We start from the raw sequence: 24,347 nt of genomic DNA, 5'->3' as shown, positions 1-24,347 counted from the left end.
CTCAGCCCCGGAGCTGCTCGTACGCCGGGAGCGTCAGGAAGTCCGCGTAGTCGGCGTCCAGGGACACCTGGAGCAGCAGGTCGTGGGCCTGCTGCCAGTGGCCGGCCGCGAAGGCCTCCTCGCCGATCTCCTTGCGGATGGCGTCCAGTTCCTCGGCCGCGACCTTCCGGGCCAGCTCGGGGGTGGCCTTCTCGCCGTTCTCGAACTCGACGCCCGCGTTGATCCACTGCCAGATCTGGGAGCGGGAGATCTCGGCGGTGGCCGCGTCCTCCATCAGGTTGAAGATGGCGACCGCGCCCAGCCCGCGCAGCCAGGCCTCGATGTAACGGATGCCCACCTGCACGGCGTGGACCAGGCCGGGGTAGGTCGGCCTGGCGTCGAGGGAGTCGATGGCGATGAGGTCCTCCGCCCGCACCTCGACGTCCTCGCGCAGCCGGTCCTTCTGGTTCGGCTTCTCGCCGAGCACCGCGTCGAAGGAGGCCATGGCGATCGGCACCAGGTCCGGGTGGGCCACCCAGGAGCCGTCGAAACCGTCGTTCGCCTCGCGGTCCTTGTCCGCCTTGACCTTCTCGAACGCGACCTTGTTGACCTCCTCGTCCCTGCGGGACGGGATGAAGGCCGCCATGCCGCCGATGGCGTGCGCGCCGCGCTTGTGGCAGGTACGGACGAGGAGTTCGGTGTAGGCCCGCATGAACGGGGCGGTCATCGTCACCGCGTTGCGGTCCGGCAGGACGAACCTCGCGCCCCCGTCCCGGAAGTTCTTGACGATGGAGAACAGGTAGTCCCAGCGGCCCGCGTTCAACCCCGAGGCGTGGTCGCGGAGTTCGTAGAGGATCTCCTCCATCTCGTACGCGGCGGTGATCGTCTCGATCAGCACGGTCGCGCGCACGGTGCCCTGCGGGATGCCGACGTAGTCCTGCGCGAAGACGAACACGTCGTTCCAGAGGCGGGCCTCCAGGTGCGACTCGGTCTTCGGGAGGTAGAAGTACGGGCCCTTGCCGAGGTCGAGCAGCCGCTGGGCGTTGTGGAAGAAGTACAGGCCGAAGTCGACGAAGGCGCCGGGCACGGGTCGGCCGTCGATCTCGAGGTGGCGCTCGTCGAGGTGCCAGCCGCGCGGGCGCATGACGACGGTGGCGAGCTCGTCGGCCGCCTTCAGGGCGTACGACTTGCCGGACCTCGGGTCGGTGAAGTCGATGCTGCGGGTGTACGCGTCGATCAGGTTGAGCTGGCCGAGAACCACGTTCTCCCAGGTGGGAGCCGAGGCGTCCTCGAAGTCGGCGAGCCAGACCCGCGCGCCCGAGTTGAGGGCGTTGATGGTCATCTTGCGGTCGGTCGGGCCGGTGATCTCCACGCGCCGGTCGTTCAGGGCGGCGGGGGCCGGGGCCACCTTCCAGGTGTCGTCCGCGCGGATCGCGGCGGTCTCCGGGAGGAAGTCGAGGGTGGAGGTGCGGGCGATCTCGGCGCGGCGCTCGGCACGGCGGGCGAGGAGTTCGTCACGCCGGGGCGTGAACCGGCGGTGCAGCTCGGCCACGAAGGCGAGGGCCGCGTCGGTGAGGACCTCCTCCTGCCGGGGCAGGGGCTCGGCGTCGACGATGGCCAGCGGGGACGGCGCTGGTGCGGACATGAGCTGTCACTTCCTTCAGCGGTGGCACCGGGTGCCAGGAGGCACACATGGGTCAGACAGCGCCCGCTGTGCGGTCGGACGCTTCTGAACAGTGGATAGTAGTTTCCTCATTGTGGAACTTCAATGGTTTGTTGATGTCGAGATTCTCTGAGTCGAGGCAAGGTGTCGCTCGGTGCCACCTCGCTCACTCAAGGTGGACCAGGTCGGCCTCGGTGTCGATGTCGTACGGCAGGGCCACGTCCCCGCACTCGACGAGCGTGACAGCGTCCGCGTGCTTCTTGAGGTAGCCGCGCGCCCCCTGGTCCCCCGTGGCGGCCTCGGCGATCCCCGCCCAGTGCGCGGCGCCGAACAGCACGGGATGTCCGCGTACACCGTCGTAGGCGGCCGACGCCAGCGAGGAGTCCCCCGCGTGGGCGGCGAGCACCCGGGCCACCGCCGCCGCTCCGATCCCGGGCTGGTCGACCAACGAGACCAGGGCGGCGGATATGCCGGTTCCGGCCAAAGACGCGAGCCCCGCCCGCAGTGAGGTCCCCATCCCCCGCTCCCAGTCGGGGTTGTCCACCACCACGCAGTCGCCGAGCTCCGCCCGCTCCCGCACGGCGTCGGCGCGGGCCCCGAGGACCACGTGGACGCGCGTGCAGCCGGCCGTACGCAGGACGGCGACCGCGTGTTCGACGAGCAGCTGTCCACGGTGTTCGAGCAGGGCTTTGGGCCGTCCGCCGAGCCGTCGCCCGCCGCCCGCGGCGAGGATCAGGCCGGCGACCTGCTGTTCGTTCTGCGTCATGTCTCCTGCATACCCGATGCCGTGCCGGGGCCACGATGTCACCAGAGGATGAATTTCGGCCCGCGTGGTGGCGTACGACGCACGGGTGGCGTTTACTGACCCGCGTCCCCACGGCGCCCGACCAACGCCCGGGGCCACTCGGCGACAGCACGACATGGAGCGCACCCCGGCGTGCGTGGGGGAGGGGCTGTGGTGCGGAGCTTGGGGCAGAGGCCGATGACCGGCAGCGACGAGGATCCGAGGGTGACGGGACTGCGGACCGCGGTGTCCCGGCTGCGCCGCGAACTCGCCGCGCTTCCGGCTGAGTTCCCGGACCGGGGCATCGCGGAGGACGAGCTCGCGGCGCTGGCCGCGATGACGATCAGCGGGGCCCCGGAGATCCCGCGCTTACAGCGGTCGCTGCTGCTGATCGCCGGGGCGATCGGCTCGGTGAGCGCGTTGTCGCGGGGCCTCGGCGAGGTGCGCAACGCGGTGGAGCTGTTCGGGGAGCAGCGGCGTTAGAGGCGTCGGCTCGGGAACGGCCCCCGGTAGCCGCGGTCCGACGTGCGGTGCTCGAACTCCTCGCACAGCCAGGTCTCCTGCACGAACCCGGTGTGCCGGGGCCAGATCGTGAGGATGCCGTTCGGGCCGTACTTGCCCTCGCACCGGCGGTAGACGTCCTTGGCCCCGCGGAAGCAGGCCAGGCCGGACATCATGCCGTGGCCGACGGGGTGGTAGTCGGACCAGGCGCACGAGACGCACGCCTTGAGCCGGTGCGTGCGGGGCAGCGCGGCCCCGATCTCGTGCAGCGCGTCCTCGAAGTCGGGGTGCGTGGCGCGGTACTCGCGCCCGTCGAGGCGCAGGGTGAGGGCCAGGTCCTCAGTCTCCCGCGGATACCAGAGGTTCAGCGCGCAGTGCGCCGTGGCGATCCGTTCGCCCCGCCCCTCGACCTCCACGGGCATGGTCAGCCCCCACTCCAGCAGACAGGACCGCAGGTCCCCGTCCTGGAAGGTGAACATCGACTCGGGCGGCTCCCCGGCCGTCGCGCCGAGCGAGTCCATCGTCCCGCCCTCGAAGCGGACGCCCCTGATCGTCGTACGGATCAGCTCACGGCCGTCGGACTCGAGGACGATGTCCTCCGCGCCGTGCCGGTCGGTGTACCGACCCGGCCGGTCACACGGGGTTCTGGGTGGCCAGCGCCTCGGACAGTTCCCGGGCCATCTGCTGGAGCACCGGAACGATCCGCTCGGTGGCGGCCTCGGTGACCCGGCCGGCCGGGCCGGAGATCGAGATGGCGGCGGCGGTGGGGGAGTCGGGCACCGACACCGCCAGGCAGCGGACCCCGATCTCCTGCTCGTTGTCGTCCACCGCGTAGCCGAGCCGGCGTACGTCCGCCAGGGCCGCGAGGAAGCCGTCCGCGGTGGTGATCGTCTTCTCCGTGGCGGCCGGCATGCCGGTACGGGCGAGCAGGGCCCGCACCTCGGGGTCCGGGGTGTTCGCCAGCAGCGCCTTGCCGACGCCGGTGGAGTGCGGCAGGACCCGGCGTCCGACCTCGGTGAACATCCGCATCGAGTGCTTGGACGGCACCTGCGCCACGTAGACGATCTCGTCGCCGTCGAGCAGCGCCATGTTGGCGGTCTCGCCGGTCTCCTCGACCAGACGGGCGAGGTAGGGGCGCGCCCAGGTGCCGAGCAGTCGGGAGGCGGACTCGCCGAGGCGGATCAGTCGCGGGCCGAGGGCGTACCGCCGGTTGGGCTGCTGGCGGACGTAGCCGCAGGCCACGAGGGTACGCATCTGCCGGTGGATGGTGGGCAGCGGTAGTCCGCTGCTCGCGGAGAGCTCGCTCAGGCCCACCTCGCCGCCCGCGTCCGCCATCCGCTCCAGCAGGTCGAAGGCGCGCTCGAGGGACTGGACGCCACCGCTGGGCTTGGCGGCGTCGGTGGTGCTGGCGCTGGACGTCGGCACGGCGCGTTCCTTTCGGGGCGGGCGGGAAGGGCAGCAGCCTACCCGGGAGTCGGTTGACTCCCCGCTTGTGCGTAGCTACGTTCTGCTTGCTGGAATTCTAATTCCGCTTTGTGGAAACGTCCAGAGTGGGTCCGTGGGGTGCGTCCGGTAGCAGTGTGCCCTTGACGGGGTGAGAGCGGGAGTTCAGACTCCTTCAACAGAACGTTGAATTCCGTAACGTGGAAGTCAGCCCCGTTTCCGGAAACGCCATCAGCGGCACAGAGAGGGGTCCCGGGTGTCCGACGTAGAACTGGTGCTGCGCTCGACGCGCGTCATCACGCCGGAGGGGACGCGGGCCGCCACGGTCCAGGTCTCCGCCGGAAAGATCACGGCCGTACTCGGCCACGACGCCGAAGTCCCCTCCGGCGCACGGCTCGAGGACCTCGGCGACGACGTCCTGCTGCCCGGCCTGGTCGACACCCACGTGCACGTCAACGACCCCGGCCGCACCGAGTGGGAGGGCTTCTGGACCGCCACGCGCGCCGCCGCGGCCGGCGGTATCACCACCCTCGTCGACATGCCGCTCAACTCCCTGCCGCCGACGACCACGGTGGAGCACCTCCGCGTGAAGCAGCGGGTGGCCGCCGACAAGGCGCACATCGACGTCGGCTTCTGGGGCGGAGCGCTGCCCGACAACGTCAAGGACCTGCGCCCGCTGCACGAGGCGGGGGTGTTCGGCTTCAAGGCCTTCCTCTCCCCGTCCGGCGTGGACGAGTTCCCGCACCTGGACCAGGACCGGCTCGCGCAGTCCCTGGCCGAGATCGCCTCCTTCGGCGGCCTGCTGATCGTGCACGCGGAGGACCCGCGTCATCTGGAGGCGGCCCCGCAGCAGGGCGGCCCGAAGTACGCGGACTTCCTGGCCTCGCGCCCCCGGGACGCCGAGGACACGGCGATCGCCCAGCTCATCGCGCAGGCCAAGCGCCTGGACGCGCGCGTGCACGTCCTGCACCTGTCCTCCTCCGACGCCCTGCCGCTGATCGCGCGGGCGAAGGCGCAAGGGGTACGGGTCACGGTGGAGACCTGCCCGCACTACCTCACCCTGACCGCCGAGGAAGTCCCGGACGGGGCCAGCGAGTTCAAGTGCTGCCCGCCCATCCGGGAGGCCGCCAACCAGGACCTGCTCTGGCAGGCGCTCGCGGACGGCACGATCGACTGCGTGGTGACGGACCACTCCCCGTCGACGGCCGACCTGAAGACCGACGACTTCTCCACCGCCTGGGGCGGTATCTCCGGCCTCCAGCTGAGCCTCGCGGCGGTGTGGACGGAGGCCCGCAAGCGCGGCCACGGCCTGGAGGACGTGGTGCGCTGGATGTCGTCGCGCACGGCGGAGCTGGTCGGCCTCGATTCCCGCAAGGGCGCCATCGAGGCGGGCCGGGACGCCGACTTCGCCGTCCTCGCCCCGGACCGGACGTTCACCGTGGACCCGGCCGCCCTCCAGCACCGCAACCGGGTGACGGCCTACGCGGGCAAGACCCTGTACGGAGTGGTGAAGTCGACCTGGCTGCGCGGCGAGCGCGTTGTGGCCGACGGCGACTTCACGGAGCCGAGGGGTGAGTTGCTGACCCGTACCAAGTGACCCCGATGTTTGTCCCCCGAGACCGAAAGGCACCAGTAGTGACGGCGATTCCGAGTTTCACCGGCGACGCGAACCCCTACGGAGGCGGTGACCCGTACGCGGACTACCGCACGGCCGACCTCCCCTTCACCCAGTACGCCAACCTCGCCGACCGGCAGCTCGGGGCCGGTGTCATCGCCGCCAATGACGAGTTCTTCGCCCAGCGCGAGAACCTGCTCGTGCCCGAGCGGGCCGAGTTCGACCCGGAGCACTTCGGGCACAAGGGCAAGATCATGGACGGCTGGGAGACGCGGCGCCGACGTGGCGCGTCGGCGGAGCACCCGTGGCCGGCGGCCGAGGACCACGACTGGGCGCTGGTGCGGCTGGGCGCTCCCGGCGTGATCCGGGGGATCGTGGTGGACACGGCCCACTTCCGCGGCAACTACCCGCAGGCGGTGTCGGTCGAGGCGACCTCGGTACCGGGCTCCCCGTCGCCCGAGGAGCTCCTGGGCGACGACGTGAAGTGGACGACGCTGGTCCCGAGGACCCCGGTCGGCGGCCACGCGGCGAACGGCTTCGCGGTCTCGGTGGAGCAGCGCTTCACGCATCTGCGGGTGAACCAGCATCCGGACGGCGGCATCGCGCGCCTGCGGGTGTACGGCGAGGTGGTCCCGGATCCCGAGTGGCTCTCGGTGCTGGGCACGTTCGACGTCGTGGCGCTGGAGAACGGCGGCCAGGTGGAGGACGCGTCGAACCTCTTCTACTCCCCGGCCACCAACACCATCCAGCCCGGCCGGTCCCGCAAGATGGACGACGGCTGGGAGACGCGGCGCCGCCGTGACCAGGGCAACGACTGGATCGGCTACCGCCTGGTCGCGCAGTCCCGGATCCGCGCGATCGAGATCGACACGGCCTATCTGAAGGGGAACAGCGCGGGCTGGGCGTCGGTGTCGGTGAAGGACGGAGAGTCCGGCGACTGGGTGGAGATCCTCCCGCGCACCCGCCTCCAGCCCGACACGAACCACCGCTTCGTTCTCCGGACGCCGGCGGTGGGCACCCACGCGCGCGTGGACATCTACCCGGACGGCGGCATCTCCCGCCTCCGTCTGTTCGGCTCCCTGACGGAAGAGGGCACGACCTCCCTGACGGCGCGGCACCAGGAGCTGGGCGGCTGACCTCCCCGACGCCGCAAACGCCGGAGGGGCTGATGCCTTCAGCCCGTCCGGCGTTCGCGGAGGCCCGTCCAGGGCCGACAGGGGGTCCTAGGCCGCGTGGCCGCCGTCCACCGCGAACTCCGCCCCCGTCACGTACGACGCCCCGGCCAGATGCACCACGGTCTCCGCCACCTCCTCCGCGCGGCCGAACCGCCCGAGCGCCGTCATCTCCGCCTGCCCCGCCGCGTACGGACCGTCCGCCGGATTCATGTCCGTGTCGGTCGGCCCGGGATGGACGATGTTGGCGGTGATCCCCCGAGCCCCCAGCTCGCGCGCCAGCGCCTTCGTCAGCCCCACCAACGCCGACTTGCTCATCGTGTACAGCGTGCCCCCCGGCCCGGGAACCCGCTGCGTCATGCACGTACCGATCGTGATGATCCGCCCGGCTCCGTCGGGCATCCGCGAGGCGGCGGCCTGCGACGTGAGGAACACCCCGCGCACGTTCACCGCCAGCACCCGGTCCACATCGGCGAGGGACAGCGACTCGAGCGGCCCCAGCACCCCCACCCCCACGTTGTTCACCAGCACGTCCAGGCCGCCCAGCGACGACACGGTACGAGCCACGGCCTCCGCGGCCTCCCCGGCGTCCGCCGAGTCCGCGCGCAGAGCCACCGCCCGCCGACCGACCGCCTCCACGGCCCGTACGACGTCCTCGGCCGCCTCCTTGCCGTGCACATAGGTCACGGCCACATCCGCGCCGGCCCGGGCCAGCCGTACCGCCGTGGCCGCGCCGATACCGCGGCTCCCGCCGGTCACCAGAGCCACCTTGCCGTCAAGCGTTCCACCATGTGTGTTCATGCGCCCATCCCACCGGCTCCCGCCCTCACCGGCTGGCGGCCGACGGACATCGACGTCGCCCGCCGGGGCCGGGCCGGTGACCGATGAGTTGCGGGTGCCGGTGGGGTCTGCACTCATGACAGACAGACCCCGCCCCGCACCGGGGCCCGAAGGAAGGCACCCGTCATGGGCAAGCTCGTCTCCACCATCTTCGTCACCCTCGACGGCGTCTACCAGGCCCCCGGCGGCCCCCAGGAGGACACGCGCGACGGCTTCCCGGACGGCGGCTGGGTCTTCCCCTACGCCGACGACGACTTCGGCACCTTCGTCAACGGTGTCTTCGACCGCGCCGGCGCGTTCCTCCTCGGCCGCTTCACCTACGACATCTTCAGCGGGTACTGGCCCAAGGTGACCGACCCCCACAACCCGGTCGCCGCGCCGCTCAACTCCCTGCCGAAGTACGTCCCCTCCGCCACCCTCACCGACCCGGGCTGGGCCGGCACCACCGTGCTCACCGGCGACCTCGCCAAGGAGGTCACCGCCCTCAAGGACCGCACCGACGGCGAGTTGCAGGTCCACGGCAGCGGCGCCCTCGTCAGGTCCCTGCTCGGCCTCGGTGTCCTGGACACGGTCCACCTGCTGACCTTCCCGGTCGTCCTCGGCACCGGCCGCCGCCTGTTCCCGGAGGGCAGCACGCCGACCGCGTTCCGGCGGACCGGCGGAACCGTCACGTCGAAGGGCGTGTCGATCCAGACGTACGACGTGGCGGGCGCACCGGAGTACGGCGAGTTCGGGCTGCCCGACGAGGACTGACCGCTTCCCCGTACTCGGCGGGTGTGACGTTCCCCCTTGCGCCGCCGGGCCGGTGTCGAAAGTCTCTCGTGGAACTGGTGTCCGAGTAACTGTTATCCGCGGCGCATCGAGCGATCTCCCAGGTATCGGACAGCACCGTTCGGCGTCGAGGACAGGGAAGTTTTTGATGAGTACAGAGGGCACGAGGGACGCGGCGGCACTGGTGACCGCTGCCCGAGACGGCGACCCGGAGGCCCAGGACGCCCTGGTCAGCGCGTACCTCCCGCTGGTCTACAACATCGTGGGGCGGGCGCTCAACGGCTCGGTCGACGTGGACGACGTGGTCCAGGAGAGCATGCTCCGTGCCCTCGACTCGCTGGGCGGTCTGCGCAACCCCGAAGCCTTCCGCTCCTGGCTCGTGGCGATCGTGATGAACCAGGTCCGGGCGCACTGGAACGCCCGGCAGTCCGCCCCCGGCGCGGTCGAGGAGGCCCAGGACCTCGCCGACCCCGGAGCCGACTTCGTGGACCTGACCATGGTGCGGCTCCAGTTGTCCGGCCAGCGCCAGGAGACCGCACGCGCCACCCGTTGGCTGGACCCCGACGACCGCGGACTGCTGTCGCTGTGGTGGCTGGAGTGCGCCGGTGAGCTGACCCGGACCGAGGTCGCCGCCGCGCTCGAACTGTCGCCTCAGCACACGGCCGTACGCGTGCAGCGGATGAAGGCGCAACTGGAGGCCGCCCGGGTGGTGGTGCGGGCGCTCGACTCGCGGCCGCTCTGCGAGGAACTGCAGGGTCTGCTGGCCACCTGGGACGGCCGGCCCTCGACGCTGTGGCGCAAGCGCATCGCCCGGCATGCCCGCGGGTGCGCACGCTGCGGCGGCCTGTGGAGCGGGTTGCTGCCCGCGGAGGGACTGCTGGCCGGACTGGCCCTGGTCGCGGCGACCCCCGCGCTGCTGGAGCGGGTGCTGTCGTCGTCCGGCGGGATGGCCGCCGTGGGCTCCACGTCCCGGCTGGACGCGGCGGCGGGCCCTGGAGGCCCGGGCTCCGGGGCCGGGCGGGCCGCGCGCGGGCGGGCGACCTCCCGAGGCGAGGCCCGCCGGCGTCGCCGCAACCGCCGCCGCGCGGTCGGGGGCGCGGTCGTGGCGGCCTGCGTGGCGGGCGGCGGACTCTGGTACGCCGACACGGACTCCGGGACCGGGACCGGTCCCGGGGAGGCGTCCGCCGCGCGCACCGCCGGAGCACCGGCGCAGGACCTCGCCGAGACGAGCACCGCGCGGGCCACCCCGTCGGCCTCCGGATCCGCCTCGCCGTCCGCCTCGCCGTCGCCGTCGAAGAAGCCGCGCCCTTCCAAGACCGCCGAGGTCACCGAGAAGCCCACACCGACTCCCAGCGCCGCCACCCGGCAGGCCAGGACCGCGTCCGGCGCGCCGCAGGCCCAGTCGGCCCCGACCGGCACCGTCGGCCAGGTCGTCGCCCTGGTGAACAAGGAACGGGCGGCGGCCGGTTGCGGCGCCCTCGCGGAGGACGCCCTGCTGAACCAGGCCGCGCAGGGACACTCCGAGGACATGGCCGCCCGCGGCTTCTTCGACCACACCAACCCGGACGGCGAGGACCCCGGGCAGCGCATCACCGCGGCGGGCTATCGCTGGTCCACCTACGGGGAGAACATCGCCAAGGGCCAGCAGACGCCTGAGGTCGTCATGGAGTCCTGGATGAACAGCCCCGGCCACCGGGCCAACATCCTCAACTGCGCGTTCAAGGACATCGGCGTCGGTGTCCACGACGGCCCCGGCGGCCCCTGGTGGACGCAGAACTTCGGCGCCAAGCTGTGAGCCGGGACCGTACCCGTGCTCAGCGGGGTGCCCGGCGGGCCTGCCATCGGCCGTACGGTCAGGAGAGATCGTCGAACTCCAGGCTGCTCACCTGGTCCGGGTAACGTTCCACGTCCTGGTCCTCTTCGTCCGTCTCCGTGTCCGTGTCCTTGTCCAAGAAGCTCGGCTCGTCGTCACCGAACACGTGCCGGACCATGCCCCACGCCCGGTACAGCGGGGTGAGTTCGCCTTCCGAGACGACCTGCAGGCTGGCCGCCGAGCCGCCGGCCCACTGCAGGCTCCCGGAGGCGGTGAGCAGGTCGAGGCCGGCGGCGGGGGCGTCGGCCGCCGCGCGCAGGGCGACGCGGTCATTGCGTCTGTTGCACATGATCGCCGTGGTGCTCGCGGCGTGGGTCACCTCGGTGATCACCACTTGGCCGCGGGGCCAGTCGCCTTTGCTGTGCCGTTCCGCCATGAGCTCCTCGACGAGGTCGATACGGTCGATCTCCTCCGTGCGGCAGCCCGTCGCCTGGAAGAACACCGAGTCCGCCTTGCCGAACTCCAGGACGACCGATCCGTCGGCGGCGACCAGCGCGGCCCCGGCGCCGATCGCGGTGTTGTGGTGGACCTGCACGGTGCCCTTGGAGTCGCTGCGGAAGACGGAGCTGTTCTCCTTGACGGGCCGGGGGGTGACCCGGAGGCCGAACAGGGTCTCCAGTGTGCCCCTGCGCTCGAAGCGGCCGTTGCGGAGCCTGCCCACGTCGCCGAGGACGCGCTCGGCGGCCGGCGGCCACGTCGGCTCCATGCCCACGTCGGCACGGACGTGCTTGATGTACTTCTGGTAGCGGCCGTCGGTCATGTGCGGTCCCCCCGCTGTGATTCTGCCCGGGAAATGGATGACGTAGCCTAAAGCGCCTGACGTCACGTCAGTAGTGGCTGGTTCCATTGCGATTACAGGTGGTCGCCATTCGTTCGGAAGGGGGCGCGTCCGAGCATGAAACGATCCGCTGTGCTCGAAATTCGCGAATTCCACAGGGATTCGGTGAGTGGCCGGCCGGACTGGTGGATCTGGTCGCTGAAACAGCCGGGGGAAGGGCGTGCCGCGTACACCGAGATACGTGCCGAACCGCCCGGAGAACTGGACACGTTGTACGCGCTCGTCGACCGGATTGCTCAACTGCGCTTGAAACGGACCCCGTTGCGACTGCTGGAGGAAGAGGTACGGGCCTGCGGTGCGTGGATCGCGCGGACCGGTCTGGGCTGCATGGCGCACCGTCTGAAAGCCCTGGCGCCCGTGGCGGTGGAGCTTCGACTACCTCCGGAACTGGGTGACTTCGAGTCCCTGCCGTGGGAGCTGGCGCTCATCGACGGCCGTCCCCTGGTGTTGGATGGAGTGGTCTTCGTCCGCGGCGGGCGGTCCGGAGCGCCGACGGCGCCGGAGCGGGCGTCACCGATGCCACCGCACCTGCGGATGCTGGCCCTGTTCAGCCTGCCGTGGTCGGCTTCTCCGGTGGACCTGGGCGCACACCGGTCCTTCCTGAGGACGGAGTTGCTCGACATGACCGCGGGCGGGCCCGACGACTCGGTCCCGTTGGAACTGCGCACGCGCCAGTTCGGGGTGAGCCGCCGGACCGTGCGGAGCATGGTCGGGGAGCCCCAGGGCTGGGACGTCCTGCATCTGGTGGCTCACGGTCAGCGCGGCAGCATATGCCTGGAGCTGCCGGACGGTGGGGAGGACGATGTCCGCGCCCCCGACTTCGTCGACCTGCTGCGCTCGGGGCGCGGCCGTGTGCGGCTGGTGTTTCTCGCCGCCTGCTGGTCGGGGAGTGAGGCCGTCCGTGCGGAGAGCGATTCCAGGCCCGTTCCCGCCCCGTCCCTCACCTCTCTGGCCGCCGTCGTCGCCGAGCACCTCGGGTGTGCCGTCGTCGCCATGCGCTTTCCCGTCAGCAATGAATTCGCCCGCGTCTTCGCCGTCAGCCTCTACACCTCCCTCTTCCGGCACGGCCATACGCTCCCGCAGGCCGTGCACAGCGCCCTCACCGACACCAGCGGCAACCGGGAGCTCGACGAGGTCCGCACCCCGCTGCTGGCCGCGGCGACTCCCATGCTCTTCGGGGCCGCTGCCCGAAGCCGGCGGCTGCCGGACCGCCCGATGACGCGGGGGCCCCTGCGCGGTGTTCCGGGCGCCGGTGCCGGGCCGCTTCCGGACAGGCCGCGCTCCTTCGTCGGGCGCCTTCGGGAGATGACCGAGGCGAGCCGCACACTCGCGGCCGAAAGCGGATCGCGTGGCGTGGTGGTGCACGGCGACGGCGAGCGGGGCCTCGGGGCCACGGCGTGTGCGTCGCTTCTCGCGCACGACCATCGGGAGGCCTTCGACGTGCTCGTATGGCACCCGAGACCGGTCGGGGAGGAGGCCCCACCCTCCTGCGGCGACCCGTTCAGCGACCTCCTGCGGTGTCTGAGGATTCAGGTGCCGGTGCTCGACCGGCTCGGGGCCGAGGAGCCCTGGGGGGCATACGTCGACGCGGTGAGGTCGCTTCGGTTGCTCCTCGTGATCGACGCGGTCGACCGAACCATCGCGCACGACACCCGTTTCGCCTCGCTCGTCGAGCAATTCGTCCGGCCGGGCGGCCCGGGCAGAATTCTGCTGACCTCCGTGAGCGCGTTGCCGGACCTCGCCCCCGCCCTGCCCCGCGTGGCATTGCCACCACTGAGCGAAGCGGAGTTGAAGCAGATCGTCCGTCGGCTGCCCCGTCTCGGCCCCCTCTCGCGGGATCCCGCCACCAGAGCATTGGCCGGCAAGGTGCTGCGCAGAGTCAGGGGAAACCCCGGTCGGCTGATGGACGCGGAGAGCCATGCCGGGACGGTGGACGGTCTGAAGGGGTGGATCAACAGACGCTGACGCCGAATTCGCATTCCCATTCGATTGATTCTGCCCGGAGAACGATGAGGAAGGATCAATCGTCGAGTGCGAAGCATTTCTCCGCCACTTCGGGACACGCGTGGCCCGCGTAGGTCTACTCTTCTGCTCTGCAGTGGCATATGCGTGGGGTTCTTAGGGGGACTGAGAACGTGGCGGGGGAATACGATGCATTACTGGAAGTCCTGGACTTCGGCAGGGGCGAGGACGCGCCGCGATGGCGATGGCGGATCAGCGACTGGGGTCCGTCGGGCGAGGTATACGAGTCCCCGGTCGATCTGACGGCGGACGCCGGGGGACGTCCGGAGAACTACGGCTTCCTGGCCGATCCTTCCGGGTTCATCCAGGACACCTGGCTCGACGCGGCCGGGAAGGCCAACACGTTGCGCAGACTGGGTCATTGGCTGCGCACGGCGGTGCTCACCCAGGACATCTGGGACCTGTTGCCCCTGCAGCGGCCGGCGACGGTGCTGATCCGGCTGAACCCCGACGGACCGGAGCGCGAGATACTCCGGTACCCGCTCGTGCTGGCGGCGGACGACGCCGGCTCGCTCGCCGACCGCAGAGTCACCTTCGTGTACGACGTGGCCTCCGGAACCTCCCTGTCCCGCCGGGCGGAGAAGGACGAACCGCTGCACATCATCGGTGTGTTCAACCGGAGCAGAACCGGTGAACCGCTCGATCTGCATGCCGAGCAGTCCCAGGTCTTCGACGCCGTACGGGACATCGCCGCCGACGGCGGCGGGATGGACATCACGAGCCGGACGCTCTCGTACCACGTCACGCACGAGCAACTCAGAAATCACGTGGTGAGTGCCAAGCGCGGCAACCGGCAGGACGAGGGCCGCTGGCAGCTGATGCTGCATCTGGCCGACCGGGGCGTTCCGGGCAGTTGGTCGGCGGTCGCCCACGGCAGCGAGTCCGCGACCAAGGCGCCGTTGAGCGCGGCCGAACTGGTCGGCATGCTGCAGACAAGTGACAACGACCGACGTCTGCGGCTCGCGGTGATCACGACGAGACCGGCCAGCAGCCCTTCGATCGCCGACCAGTTGAACCTGTTCCGCATCCCTTCCCACCTCGCGCCCGAACCACACACGACGGCGAACGCCGACGCGGACGCCGACCGGCTCGCGGTGGACCTCGCCGGCAAGCTGGGCTGCGCCGTGCTGGCCTTCCGGCACCGCATCGGCGACCAGGCCGCCGTCGACTTCGTCACCGAGGTCTACGGCCACCTGCTCTCGCAGAACCTGACCCTCCCGCGAGCGGTGGGCGCGGCCATGGCCACCTGTCCGTCGCTGACGACCCTCGACCGGGCGGCGCCCGTGATCTACGGTGCCGAGGCCTGCGGGCTGGTCGTGCAACCGCCCCCGCTCTTCAGGCCCGACGCGCCGACGCGGGAGCATCCGCCGCCCAGCCTCATCGGCCATCACGACCCGATGTGGCAGGCCAGCGAGATCTTCGCCCGGATCGGCGGCAGCGGGGTCAACGGCGTCGTGCTGCACGGCATGGCGGGGGTGGGCAAGACGACCTGTGCCGACGAGCTGATCAGCCAGTACGCCCATCGCTACCGGAACGTCGTGCGGTACCCGCTCAAGGGCAGACGGATGGATGACGAACCCTGGGACGCGCTGTGCGGTTTCGTCGGCGAGCTGCTGAAGGAGCAGGCACTGCGCGATGCCTTCGACAGCCGTTCGGAGCCTGTCCCGGAGCCGGACGAACTGGAGGAATTCCTCGCCCACGAGACCAGGTTCGAGCGGTTGTGCACCGACGTCGAGGAGCGGCTGACCGGCAACAACAGCAGCTACGTCCTGGTCTTCCTCTCCGATGTGGAGAAGCTGATCAGCCGTCGGCCCCGGGACCTGCGGGCACCGTCCGGGAACGGACACGGTCCCACCTCGGACAGCCCTTGGATCGACCCGCGCTGGGAACGGCTGATCCGCGCGATGACCGTGCCCAGGGCTCCGGGATTCAGGCTGCTCATCACCAGCCCGCGGCCACTGCGGCTGGACCGGCGACGGATGCCGGACGTTCGGGTGCCGCTCCTGGCCCCCGCCGAGGCGTATCTGTATGCCCAGAGCCTTCCCGACCTCGGCCGCGTCATCACCGACGCCGCCCGGGGTATGGCCGGTGAGGACGAGCGGGACCTCGTGCGCAACGTGATCACGCGCGCCGAGGGGCACCCCGAGCTCCTGCGCTACGCCGACGAGGTGGCCGCCGGCCACGACGGGACGAAGCGGCTCCATCGTCTCGCGACCGTGGACGGCGACCAGTTGGAGCAGGACTCCGAGGAGCAGATCCCCGAGGCGTGGCGGCGGATCCAGCAGTGGACCGTGGACACGCTCGAGTGCATCCCCCGCCGCGACCCCCGCCACCTTCTGCTCCTCGCGCTCTGCGGGCTGTGCCGTCGGCACCGCCAACTCCACCCGGACGGTGACGACTGCGCGCCGGGCCTGCTCGCCGAGGTGTGGGCCGGTCTGCGCGTCCACGGACAGCGCTTCGTGGACCCCGTCGGGGAGCGGGCTGACGCGGAAGGGCGGTCCACGGACGAGGAGCGGGACGAACTGCGCTTCCTGCTCGGGTCCTTGGCCGAGGACTGTCTGATCGACTGTGTGGGGGAGGCGGACGGGATGCACCTGAGGATACGGATGCAGCCCGCGGTCGTCGCGGCCGCCCAGCGCTACTACGAGAACTGGCTCGACGAGGACGGCTCGCTGCGGGCCGAGGTGGACCGGATCGCCCTGCGGCACACGGCGGGCCGGGTGAAGGTGGCCCTGCGGCACCGGACCCACGGCAGAACCGCCGACCTGCAGAGGCTGATACCCGAGGCGATGCCGTACCTGGAACGGGCGGGCGACTGGGAGACGTGGCTGCACTTCGTCGCCGTCCGCATGAGCCGCTCCCGCCGGGGCCGCCGGGGCCTGGACGACTCGGTGCGCAAGCTGGAACGGGTCACCGCCGCCATAAGGGACAAGGAGTCGGACCAGTTCACCATGGCTCATCGTCTGAGCGGCGTGTTCAAAGCGCTCGGCAGGGGCGATCGTCCCGGCCTGTCCGCGCTGCTCGGGGAGGGGCCGGGCGATGCGGTCGTGGACAACTCGCCGCTGGCCATGGCCATGAGCGTGGGGATCCTCAGTGGGCTGCGGGACACCGGCAGGCTGGCCGAGGCACGGGAGGTGGCCCAGGACTACCTCCAATTCGTCGAGTCGGGCATCGGTGCCGGTCTCGTGGCCGGCGCCGTCGAAGTCGAGCTGCTCAGGGTCCTGGTCGACGAGGGAGAGCTGGCCGAAGCGCTGGGCCGTATCGAGGTCGCCTTCGAGGAACTGGCCGACGTCCGATTCCGCGACGCGGTCCGGACCCGCTGGGCCGACGGGGAGATCCTGCGCCGGAAGCTCTTCACCATACGGCGGGACATCCATGTCCTGCTGGCCGAGACCGCGGTGGACGAACTCGCCCGCAACAGCCATGTCGAGCTCGCCCGCGCCGATCACGAACGGCTCGGTCAGTACCTGCTGTTGGAGGGACACGACCGGGTGGAACGGCACCTGCACACGGTGGAAGCCTGCCTGCTCGGGCTGGACAGCCGACTGGAGGGCGACCGGGAGGCCCTGGAGGAGTTCGACCAGGAGCTGATGGGCTGTCTGCAGGAGGTCGAACGCTCCGGCGATGTGATCGTCCGGGCCATGACCGACGCGGCCCGTGCCCAGGTCCAGCGTCAACAGGCCCTGCGGATACGTGACCTACGGGGCGAGGAGGCGTGGCACACCGGCATGCAGCGCGCCCGGGACTACGAGCTGAAGGCGCTCCGGTTGCTGTACGCCCAGGGCACGCCGATGGACATCGGCGCCTGCCATCGTCGTATAGCCAACGATCAACGCGCTTGTCAGCACGAGCCTTTGAGGCGTAGTACACCAGCCCACCACATGTACGCGGGACTGCTCGGCCGACTCACCGGTGCGCACATTCTGCGCCCTCGGTCCGCGGAACGGGCGGGCGAGGCTCGTCCCGCCACGGTCGAGGAGCTGTGCGAACGCATTGGCGAAGATCTGTTCACGGAGGGAGACAAGCCGGTTCCCGGCGCGCTGGACCCGGAAAGCCTGCTGCGCAAAATCGCGGCGGACGACGCCCAAGTGGAGCGGGCATTCCAGGAAATTTCAGCGGATTCATAGGCTCCATCAATAAAGTGCGGGGAATATGGGGGGTGGGTGAATGACGCACGTCGTCCACCTGAGGGTCGGAGCGTTGGGAGAAAGTGCTCCGGCGTCCTACATCGTCAAGACGACGTCCTTGCGGGAGAGCGACGTCGTGAGCGAAACGCTGGAGATCACCATGCCGGTGGCGCTGAGGGACCGGGCGGGACCACAGGCGCTGTGGGACTTGTTGCGGGCGCGGGTGGGCCATGGTGAAGGGGATGTCCCCGATTTGATGGCGTTGCATCTGAACGAGCCCGAACTGCGCGCACTGGACTGGGAGGACCTCGTCCACCGGACGACGGCCACACCGGAGGATTCCCCGCCCAGAGTGGTACGGACCGCCGTCGGTCCCAGCGGATTCCATGAGAGCAACCAATTGTCGTTCGGTGATCTCCCGGTGCGGGTATTGGTCGTGGGGGTGGATTCCCACGTGGACCGGGGGGCGGCCGACGATCCTTTGTGGCACGAGGACGTGGCCGTGCACGACGCGGTGCACACGCACGCCGAACGGTGGGAGGTCGACGTGCTCCCAGGGGCAGTGAGCCAGAAGGCCCTCGCCGAGGCCATCACGGTCAGCAAGCCCCACGTTCTGCACCTCGCGGGAGACACGGCGCGCTCACTGTACGAGGAGGGCGCGCACGCGCTCGGCGGGCTCAACCTCTGCGACGTGCGGCTGGTGATCTCCAGCAACCACGAGCCCCGTGCGCAGGCACACCGGCTGCTGGAGCCCTACGTCCAGGCCGATGCCCTCACCCCCGCACTCGCCGTGGTGTCCCTGACCCCGGAGCCGCGGCCGGAGCCGGAGCACGCGTTGTGCAAGTCGCTGACCGAGCTGTACGGCCGGCTGATGGACGGCCACAGCGTCGATGTTGCCGCGCGGGCCGTCACCGAGGCGGAGGACGCGTCGGTGTCCGCCGCCGTCACCGTCAACTGCCGCCCCGAGCTGGTGCTTCCGAGCGCGCCCGAGCCGCCGTCGGAGGTCCCGGAACTGTACGAGAGCCTGAAGCGGGCCACCGACCGGGTGGGCCAGCGCCTCACGGCCCTGGAGAAACTGGAGTCCGGGACGGCCGCCCGTCAGCTGATCGTGCTCTCCGGCGGCGACGAGGACGACAAGATCGGCACCACCTGGTTCCTGCTCTCCCTCATGCGGGTCTGGGAGCAGCGCCCCGGTTGCCGGGCGCTCTACCTGGACTTCGCCCGGCTGGGCAGTATCCGACCGCCCAGGTCCGCGGGGCAGTCACCGCGGGCCGACGATGTCGTCCTGGACACGGCGGCCCTGCTCGCCGAGTCCGTGCGCACACAGAGCGAGCGCCACGGCGGCTGGGGCCTGGACGAGCGCGTCGACGCCGTGCGGAGGCTGCTGTCCCGGGACGGCGGCTATCACACCCGGATCAGTACCGTCCGAGGCGAACTGGTCAAGGCCGCCATCGACCTCCTCGTCAAGGCCGCACCGGCCGACACCCACCTCGTACTGGCTCTCGATCATTTCCTGGAGAACGAAGAGGTGCGGCCGTCCGCCGAATTCCTGGTGAAACACCTGTTCAAGCCGGTTCTGCACAGTCGTAGCAGCATCACGGTCGTGGTGACGGCCAAAAGACCGCATCAGCCCCAGACGGCCGACCGGCTCGCCGAGTTCGTCGCGGAGCGGCAGCACATCACCCTGCAACGCTGGTCGGCCCATCACGGATGGCCGTTGTTGCGGGAACTGGGCACACGAATGGGTTACGACTGGCATGACAAGCCCGAGTGGCGCGCGTTGGTCAGGGAGAAACTCGACACCCTTGAGGAAGACTTCGGTCCGAAGTTCCTGAAAGACGTCTGCGACACCGCACTCACCAGGATCGGCTGAGACACGTGAGAAGGGGGGCGATGAGCGAATGGGACAGGCGGGGCGAGTGACCGCGGCCGGATCCGACGAGTACGGGACGGCGTTTCAGCACTTGCTGGATTCGCGTAAGAACAATCCGGTGCGCTACGAGGTGCTCAAGCGCTGCAGTCTGATGACGGCCATCAGCAGAACCGCGTTCGCCGTCGCCGCCGACGGCCTGGAGTACTCGTTCGAGGAACTGCGCCGAGTGCTCGCCGCGCACCCCGCGGAAGCCGGGTGGTTCCAGCTCAACGGCATGGTCCGCAAGGGGGCCTGGGCCGCATGGTGGCTGGACGGCCAGGAGGAGTCCTACACCGCCGCGGGACTGCCCGCCGCGATGACCGAGACGGCCGCGCTGCTGGCCGCGCAGCTCACCCGTGTCGACGGAGACACGGCCATGATCGAGCGGTTACGGCTGCTGGTGCTCGCGGGGCTGCACCGGGAAGCGGTCGACGAGTTCGACCGGTGGTACCCGGAGTTCGAGAACGTCGCCGACTTCACGGTGTGCCGCAAACTCGCCGAAGCGGTCGCCCCGGACGATCTGCGACGGTTCGCGGCCGACGCGCTCGACGCCGATCTGCTCCGGCGCCGTGAGCGAGCCGAGCGGCGGCTGGAGTTGAGCGCCGGGCTGCAGGAGTACTTCGAACGGACCCGGCACTACGTCTCGCGCCGCGACATCGAGGGCATCCTGGAGGCGGCCGTCCACGGCGTCGCACCGCCGAAGCCCGGCGTCATCCCGGACGGCATCACGCCCGGACCACCCCGCGTGATCCACCTGCATGCCGGTGGAGGAATGGGAAAGAGCACCCAACTCGCCTGGCTCGTCTCGCGGTTCGGTATCCAGCGGCAACCGGCCGTCCTCTCCGCCGTACTGGATGCCCAGAGCATGGTCTCCGAGCGCGTCCGTGACGTTCCGGAGCTGCTTCTGGTCATCGCCGCCGAACGGCTGCTGGAACAGTCACGGGCGCTGGATCGTGAGCAACGGGGCTGGCGCCTGGCGCAGTTCCTCAGGACCCATGGACATCGGCGCCGTGAACTCGACCGGGAATTCGCGCCGCCCGGCTACGCCCCCCTGCAGCGCTGGAACGCCGCCCCCCTCCCGCCGGACGTCGTCACCACCTTCGCCGACGCCCTGAACGAGATCGCCGACGGCGGCCCGGTGCTGATCTGCCTGGACACGACCGACGAGCTGCTGCAGGCCGAACCCGGCGAACTCGCGGCCATGATGACCATGTGGGGCCGCCTGGTCCGTCAAGTCCCGTGGCTGCGCCTGGTGTTGTCGGGCCGTTCCGACGTCACCACACGACCGGACTTCCGCGAAGCCTTCCGCGACGTGCCGTGGCGGGCCCTGCGACTCGAACCGTTCACCGCCCAGGAGGCCCGGACCTACCTCGAACTGCGTGGCGTCGCCACCGAGCAGGCCGAGCGGATAGTCGCCGTGTGCGAGCAGGACATCGAGGGCTCGCCGACCTTCAACCCGCTCGTCCTCGCTCTGCTGGCCGACTCGCCCCACAAGCTGCCCGCGGCCGGCGACCCGCTCTACCTCTTCGTCGTCGACCGCGAACTGGACCACATCGAGGACGACTACACCCGCACCGCGCTCAAGTACTGCGCGGTCGCCCGGCATCCGACGTACGAGTACTTCCTGAAGGTCCTGTTCCCCCTGCTCCCCGCCCGCGGTGATCGCCCCACGGACACCGGATCGGACCTGCCGGCGGACCCCGAGGGGCTGTGGCGACGGCTGCTCCACTACGCCCGGCGCTCGGCCTGGATCAGCGCCCAGGACACCAGGCTGAACGTGCACGTCAACGTGCGGCGGGAACTCCTGCGCACGATGCGCTCCACCGAAGAGCGCGTGTGGCGTCAGCTCCACCGGGACGCGGCCGTCCGCTGCGCGGACCTCGCCGGCAGGGCCGGGAGCGCACACGAACGGGCAGGCTGGGTCGCCGAGCAGGTCTACCACCAACTGCACTCGGCCGTGGACCGACGAGGCGACCACGACGCGTTTCTCGACGAAGTCGCGCAGACCTGGCGCGCGCAGGTGGACGCCGCCTGGCGGCGGGGCGACTTCGCGACCGTGATCGATCTGGCCGACCGGCTGCTCAGCGCCGACCTGGAGCGCCCCGACAGCGAACCCGACGGCAGCGGCGAGCCCGACCCCCAGGTGATGTCCCCGCAGCTGTGGTACGACATCGCCCTCGAGCGTGCCTACGGCGAACTGCACGCCGTGCTGTACGGCGGCCGGGCCGGGTGGTCCGACGTCGAGCGCTACCTCCGGCTGGTGGGACGCCGGTCGACCATGCGCTGCCCTGGGCGCCCCGCGGTGCGGCAGGACCGATTGCGGGTCGAGGTCGCCAGTGCCGCCCTGCTGCTGCGCCAAGGGCAGCGGACGGGCCTCGACCAGGTGCACACGGCCCATGAACGGCTGCGGGCCGTGCTGGAGGAGCGTCGCCCGGCGGACGACGCGTCCCAGGGGCTTGAGGATCTGTGGGTCGCCGACGCTCAGCTGCTGCTGGCCAGTTGCCAGGTCCGGATCGGCCGCGCCCACGATCTGCCCCACCTCAGCCATACCGCGGCCGACCGTGACTTCACCACCATGTTCGAGTCCGCGGTGGCGCGCGGCGCCTCCCAGGCCCCGCTCGTCGCGCGGTACGCGATGCAGGACTGGGCCCTCGCGGACCGCCCCGACCTCGTACGGGCCTGGTACGGGCGACTGGGCGGGCTCGGCGACCCCGTCGAGAACTGGCTGCACCTCCTGGCCGCTGACGCGGAGCTGCGCTCAGGGCTGCCCCTGGCGGCGGAGCGGTTCCCGCGGTCCGGGTTCAGCCCGGACGACCTGCGGGCGGATCTGATGCTGGCCAGGTCGCAGCTGCTCGTGGGCGAGGCCGAGGAGGCCGAACGGATGCTGAGCGAGGTCACCCTCCCGGCCGTGGCCGGACAGGTGGAGACCGAGTTGGCGTTCGAGACGCTGATGGTCCTGGCCCGCGCGAGTGCGCAGGTGCTGGAGCTCGAACGGGCGGAGACCTACGCCGGCATGGCGATGGGTCGGGCCTCCGACGACGAGCGGCGGCTGTCCGTGATGGTCCTGCGGGCCTCCATCGCGCTCTCCGTCGCCGGGGATCTGGGGCGGGCGAACCAGTGGATCTCACGGTCCCGGCCGCTCCGGGAAGGCCCGCGCGGCCCGGCCGGCACGGCCATGAACGGCGCCGAATGCGCGCTGCTGCATCGTTGGGAGCGCTTCGCGGAGGCCGAGGAGCTGGTACGCCGCTGGGGTGAGCAGCTGGGTGAGCGCCGCGAGTCGGCCGGGAGGCAGGGCGAGCCGCCCACCGCGGCCGAATGGCTCTCCTACGGCTTCCACGCCGTGGTCAGCGGACCAGCCGACGAGGTCAAGCACCGGCTCGCGACGGTCACCACGGCGTGTGCGTCCATCCCGGACATGAACCGCCGGTTCATGCTCCTCGCCGAGCAGGCCCGGCTGTATGCGGCCGTCGTCGAAAAAGGGCTGCTCACCCACCCGGCCCGCGTCAACGCGATCGAACAGCTCTTGGGGCGGCAACGCTCCGAGGGGGAGAAGGCCACCCGGCCCGCGGGGCTGAGGGCCCTGTGGTCGTCGGAACTGCACGGGTTGCTGCTGGGTGACGGCCGCCGGGCCGTCGCCGACCTGCGCACCGCGGCCGAGCTGCTGGGCCGGGACAACCGTCAGCTGCACGCCACCTGGCTGCGACTGCACCCCCTGTTGCCGGAGGACCTGCTCCCCGCTCCACTGCCTCGGGCACAGGCCGTCGACACCACCCAGCGGCTGACCCTGCGCGGCGCCGACCTGATGGCCCGGGCCCGGCACACTTCGCGCAGGCAGCGACGCAGGGCGGCCGCGGAAGCCGCCGCGCTCCTGCGGCTGACCGGCGACACCGACCCGCCGACCGTCTGGCATCTCGTCGCCGCCCGCGCGGGGGGCGACACCGGGATCTCCGCCGACGTCCTGGCGGAGCTGCTGCACACCCCGATGATCGAGGAGGCACGCTGCCGCAACCTGCAGTTCGCGCTGCAGCGCCTCGGCCGCTACGAGCCCGGCGTACTGCCCACCGGCAGGACGGACGAGCGCTGGCACAAGGCATGGGCGGCGTACCGGCGGGAGGTGCGTGGTGAGGTCCCCGCCCACCTGAGGCAAGCCGTGCGCGCGGCCGCCGACGTACGGCCTGTCACCCAGGTCGAGGTGGACGTCCAGGGCAGTGCAGTGGGCGGCGCGGCCGGTCCCGGACTCGAACCGTCCGCGGTGCCGCCGGAGGACCCGAGCAGTGGGCCTGTCGTATGGCGGGCGACCGAGGACTTCCTGCTGTCCCCGGAGTCCGTCGTGGCCGGCGAGCAGCCCGTCGACGTGCTCCTCCTGCACGGCGACATGCGGCCCTACGACCAGGGCGCCGCGCTGCGCATGCCGGGCAGCGCCCGGTCGATCCGCCCGGAGGACGTCGACGCAGCCGTGCGCAAGCTGTGCGAGCAGCGGCGTCAAGCGCCTCCGTTGGTGGTCCTCGACGGGTTGCCGCAGGAGGCGGGGGATGACGGAACGGCCGAGTTGCGCGACCTGTTCGCCTTCCAGCTGCACCTGCTGGGGTACGTCCCCACGGTCCTGACGTCCGGGCCCATCGCCACCGATCTGGACGGCAGTTGGCGGCGCACGGCCCTGCGGCAGGCCGTCGCCTTCGGCCGGACCGCCCATCAGATCGCCGAGCGCCTCCAGCAGATGGCGGTACGGCACGGGGGCAGTGGTGCGCGTATCCGGCTGCTGACGCACATCCCGGAGGAGGAGACCTTCGGCATCGGCCTGCTCTGA

The 24,347-nt window shown here is 70.8% G+C and carries 14 protein-coding genes and 1 pseudogene; 9 read left to right on the top strand and 6 right to left on the bottom strand.

The window, feature by feature from the left end; translation table 11 throughout:
* Nucleotide 1 precedes the first annotated feature (1 nt).
* Together aceB and ACWDRW_RS17535 are read right to left on the bottom strand one after the other, a co-directional pair.
* Nucleotides 2-1,624, bottom strand: coding sequence for a malate synthase A (gene aceB / locus ACWDRW_RS17540; RefSeq protein ID WP_451724100.1), 1,623 nt, complete (start codon nucleotides 1,622-1,624; stop codon nucleotides 2-4).
* Nucleotides 1,625-1,808: 184 nt separating this feature from the next.
* Complete coding sequence (locus ACWDRW_RS17535; RefSeq protein WP_451724098.1) at nucleotides 1,809-2,408, bottom strand: nucleotidyltransferase family protein; 600 nt, start codon at nucleotides 2,406-2,408, stop codon at nucleotides 1,809-1,811.
* A 216-nt stretch (nucleotides 2,409-2,624) separates the two neighbouring features.
* Here ACWDRW_RS17535 and ACWDRW_RS17530 point away from each other — a divergent pair, with 216 nt between their 5' ends.
* Nucleotides 2,625-2,909 carry a DUF5955 family protein gene (locus tag ACWDRW_RS17530; RefSeq protein WP_451724097.1) on the top strand — a complete coding sequence of 95 codons (285 nt, stop codon included), beginning with the start codon at nucleotides 2,625-2,627 and terminating at the stop codon, nucleotides 2,907-2,909.
* Here the strand turns inward: ACWDRW_RS17530 and ACWDRW_RS17525 are convergent.
* A pseudogene (locus tag ACWDRW_RS17525) lies at nucleotides 2,906-3,544 on the bottom strand (DUF6304 family protein); the annotation flags it as partial. The gene ACWDRW_RS17530 and the pseudogene ACWDRW_RS17525 overlap by 4 nt on opposite strands.
* Nucleotides 3,545-3,560: 16 nt before the next feature.
* The gene (locus ACWDRW_RS17520; RefSeq protein ID WP_451724095.1) at nucleotides 3,561-4,352 is read right to left on the bottom strand and encodes an IclR family transcriptional regulator; all 792 of its coding nucleotides are present in this window, start codon (nucleotides 4,350-4,352) and stop codon (nucleotides 3,561-3,563) included.
* Nucleotides 4,353-4,626: 274 nt separating this feature from the next.
* Between ACWDRW_RS17520 and allB the strand changes: the two genes are divergently transcribed.
* Nucleotides 4,627-5,967 (top strand): allantoinase AllB, encoded by a 1,341-nt coding sequence (allB, locus tag ACWDRW_RS17515; RefSeq protein WP_451724094.1) that lies wholly within the window; start codon nucleotides 4,627-4,629, stop codon nucleotides 5,965-5,967.
* A 38-nt stretch (nucleotides 5,968-6,005) separates the two neighbouring features.
* Complete coding sequence (gene alc / locus ACWDRW_RS17510; protein ID WP_451724092.1) at nucleotides 6,006-7,121, top strand: allantoicase; 1,116 nt, start codon at nucleotides 6,006-6,008, stop codon at nucleotides 7,119-7,121.
* Nucleotides 7,122-7,208: 87 nt separating this feature from the next.
* On the opposite strand, the gene ACWDRW_RS17505 is transcribed toward alc, so the two are convergent.
* On the bottom strand, nucleotides 7,209-7,958 hold the full coding sequence (locus ACWDRW_RS17505; protein ID WP_451724091.1) for an SDR family oxidoreductase: 750 nt from the start codon (nucleotides 7,956-7,958) through the stop codon (nucleotides 7,209-7,211).
* A gap of 165 nt (nucleotides 7,959-8,123) precedes the next feature.
* Here ACWDRW_RS17505 and ACWDRW_RS17500 point away from each other — a divergent pair, with 165 nt between their 5' ends.
* The gene (locus tag ACWDRW_RS17500; protein ID WP_451724089.1) at nucleotides 8,124-8,750 is read left to right on the top strand and encodes a dihydrofolate reductase family protein; all 627 of its coding nucleotides are present in this window, start codon (nucleotides 8,124-8,126) and stop codon (nucleotides 8,748-8,750) included.
* A gap of 166 nt (nucleotides 8,751-8,916) precedes the next feature.
* Entirely contained in the window at nucleotides 8,917-10,563 is a 1,647-nt protein-coding gene (locus tag ACWDRW_RS17495) for a sigma-70 family RNA polymerase sigma factor (protein ID WP_451724087.1), read from the top strand.
* A 58-nt stretch (nucleotides 10,564-10,621) separates the two neighbouring features.
* Here ACWDRW_RS17495 and ACWDRW_RS17490 read toward each other — a convergent pair whose 3' ends face one another.
* Nucleotides 10,622-11,401, bottom strand: coding sequence for a hypothetical protein (locus ACWDRW_RS17490; RefSeq protein WP_451724086.1), 780 nt, complete (start codon nucleotides 11,399-11,401; stop codon nucleotides 10,622-10,624).
* Between the two features lie 183 nt (nucleotides 11,402-11,584).
* On the opposite strand from ACWDRW_RS17490, the gene ACWDRW_RS17485 reads away from it, so the two are divergent.
* The 4 genes from ACWDRW_RS17485 to ACWDRW_RS17470 all read left to right on the top strand — a co-directional run bounded on the left by ACWDRW_RS17485 (nucleotide 11,585) and on the right by ACWDRW_RS17470 (nucleotide 24,347).
* A complete protein-coding gene (locus ACWDRW_RS17485) occupies nucleotides 11,585-13,444 on the top strand; it encodes a CHAT domain-containing protein (RefSeq protein ID WP_451724085.1) in 1,860 nt (619 codons plus the stop codon).
* A 170-nt stretch (nucleotides 13,445-13,614) separates the two neighbouring features.
* Nucleotides 13,615-17,628 (top strand): hypothetical protein, encoded by a 4,014-nt coding sequence (locus ACWDRW_RS17480; RefSeq protein ID WP_451724083.1) that lies wholly within the window; start codon nucleotides 13,615-13,617, stop codon nucleotides 17,626-17,628.
* Nucleotides 17,629-17,764: 136 nt separating this feature from the next.
* On the top strand, nucleotides 17,765-19,501 hold the full coding sequence (locus tag ACWDRW_RS17475) for a hypothetical protein (RefSeq protein ID WP_451724081.1): 1,737 nt from the start codon (nucleotides 17,765-17,767) through the stop codon (nucleotides 19,499-19,501).
* Nucleotides 19,502-19,547: 46 nt separating this feature from the next.
* Entirely contained in the window at nucleotides 19,548-24,347 is a 4,800-nt protein-coding gene (locus ACWDRW_RS17470) for a hypothetical protein (protein WP_451724080.1), read from the top strand.

The organism is Streptomyces sp. NPDC003635 (genome assembly GCF_053587635.1).
The sequence above is the reverse complement of the archived record's forward strand: the minus strand, read 5'-3'. Positions and strand labels throughout refer to the sequence as shown.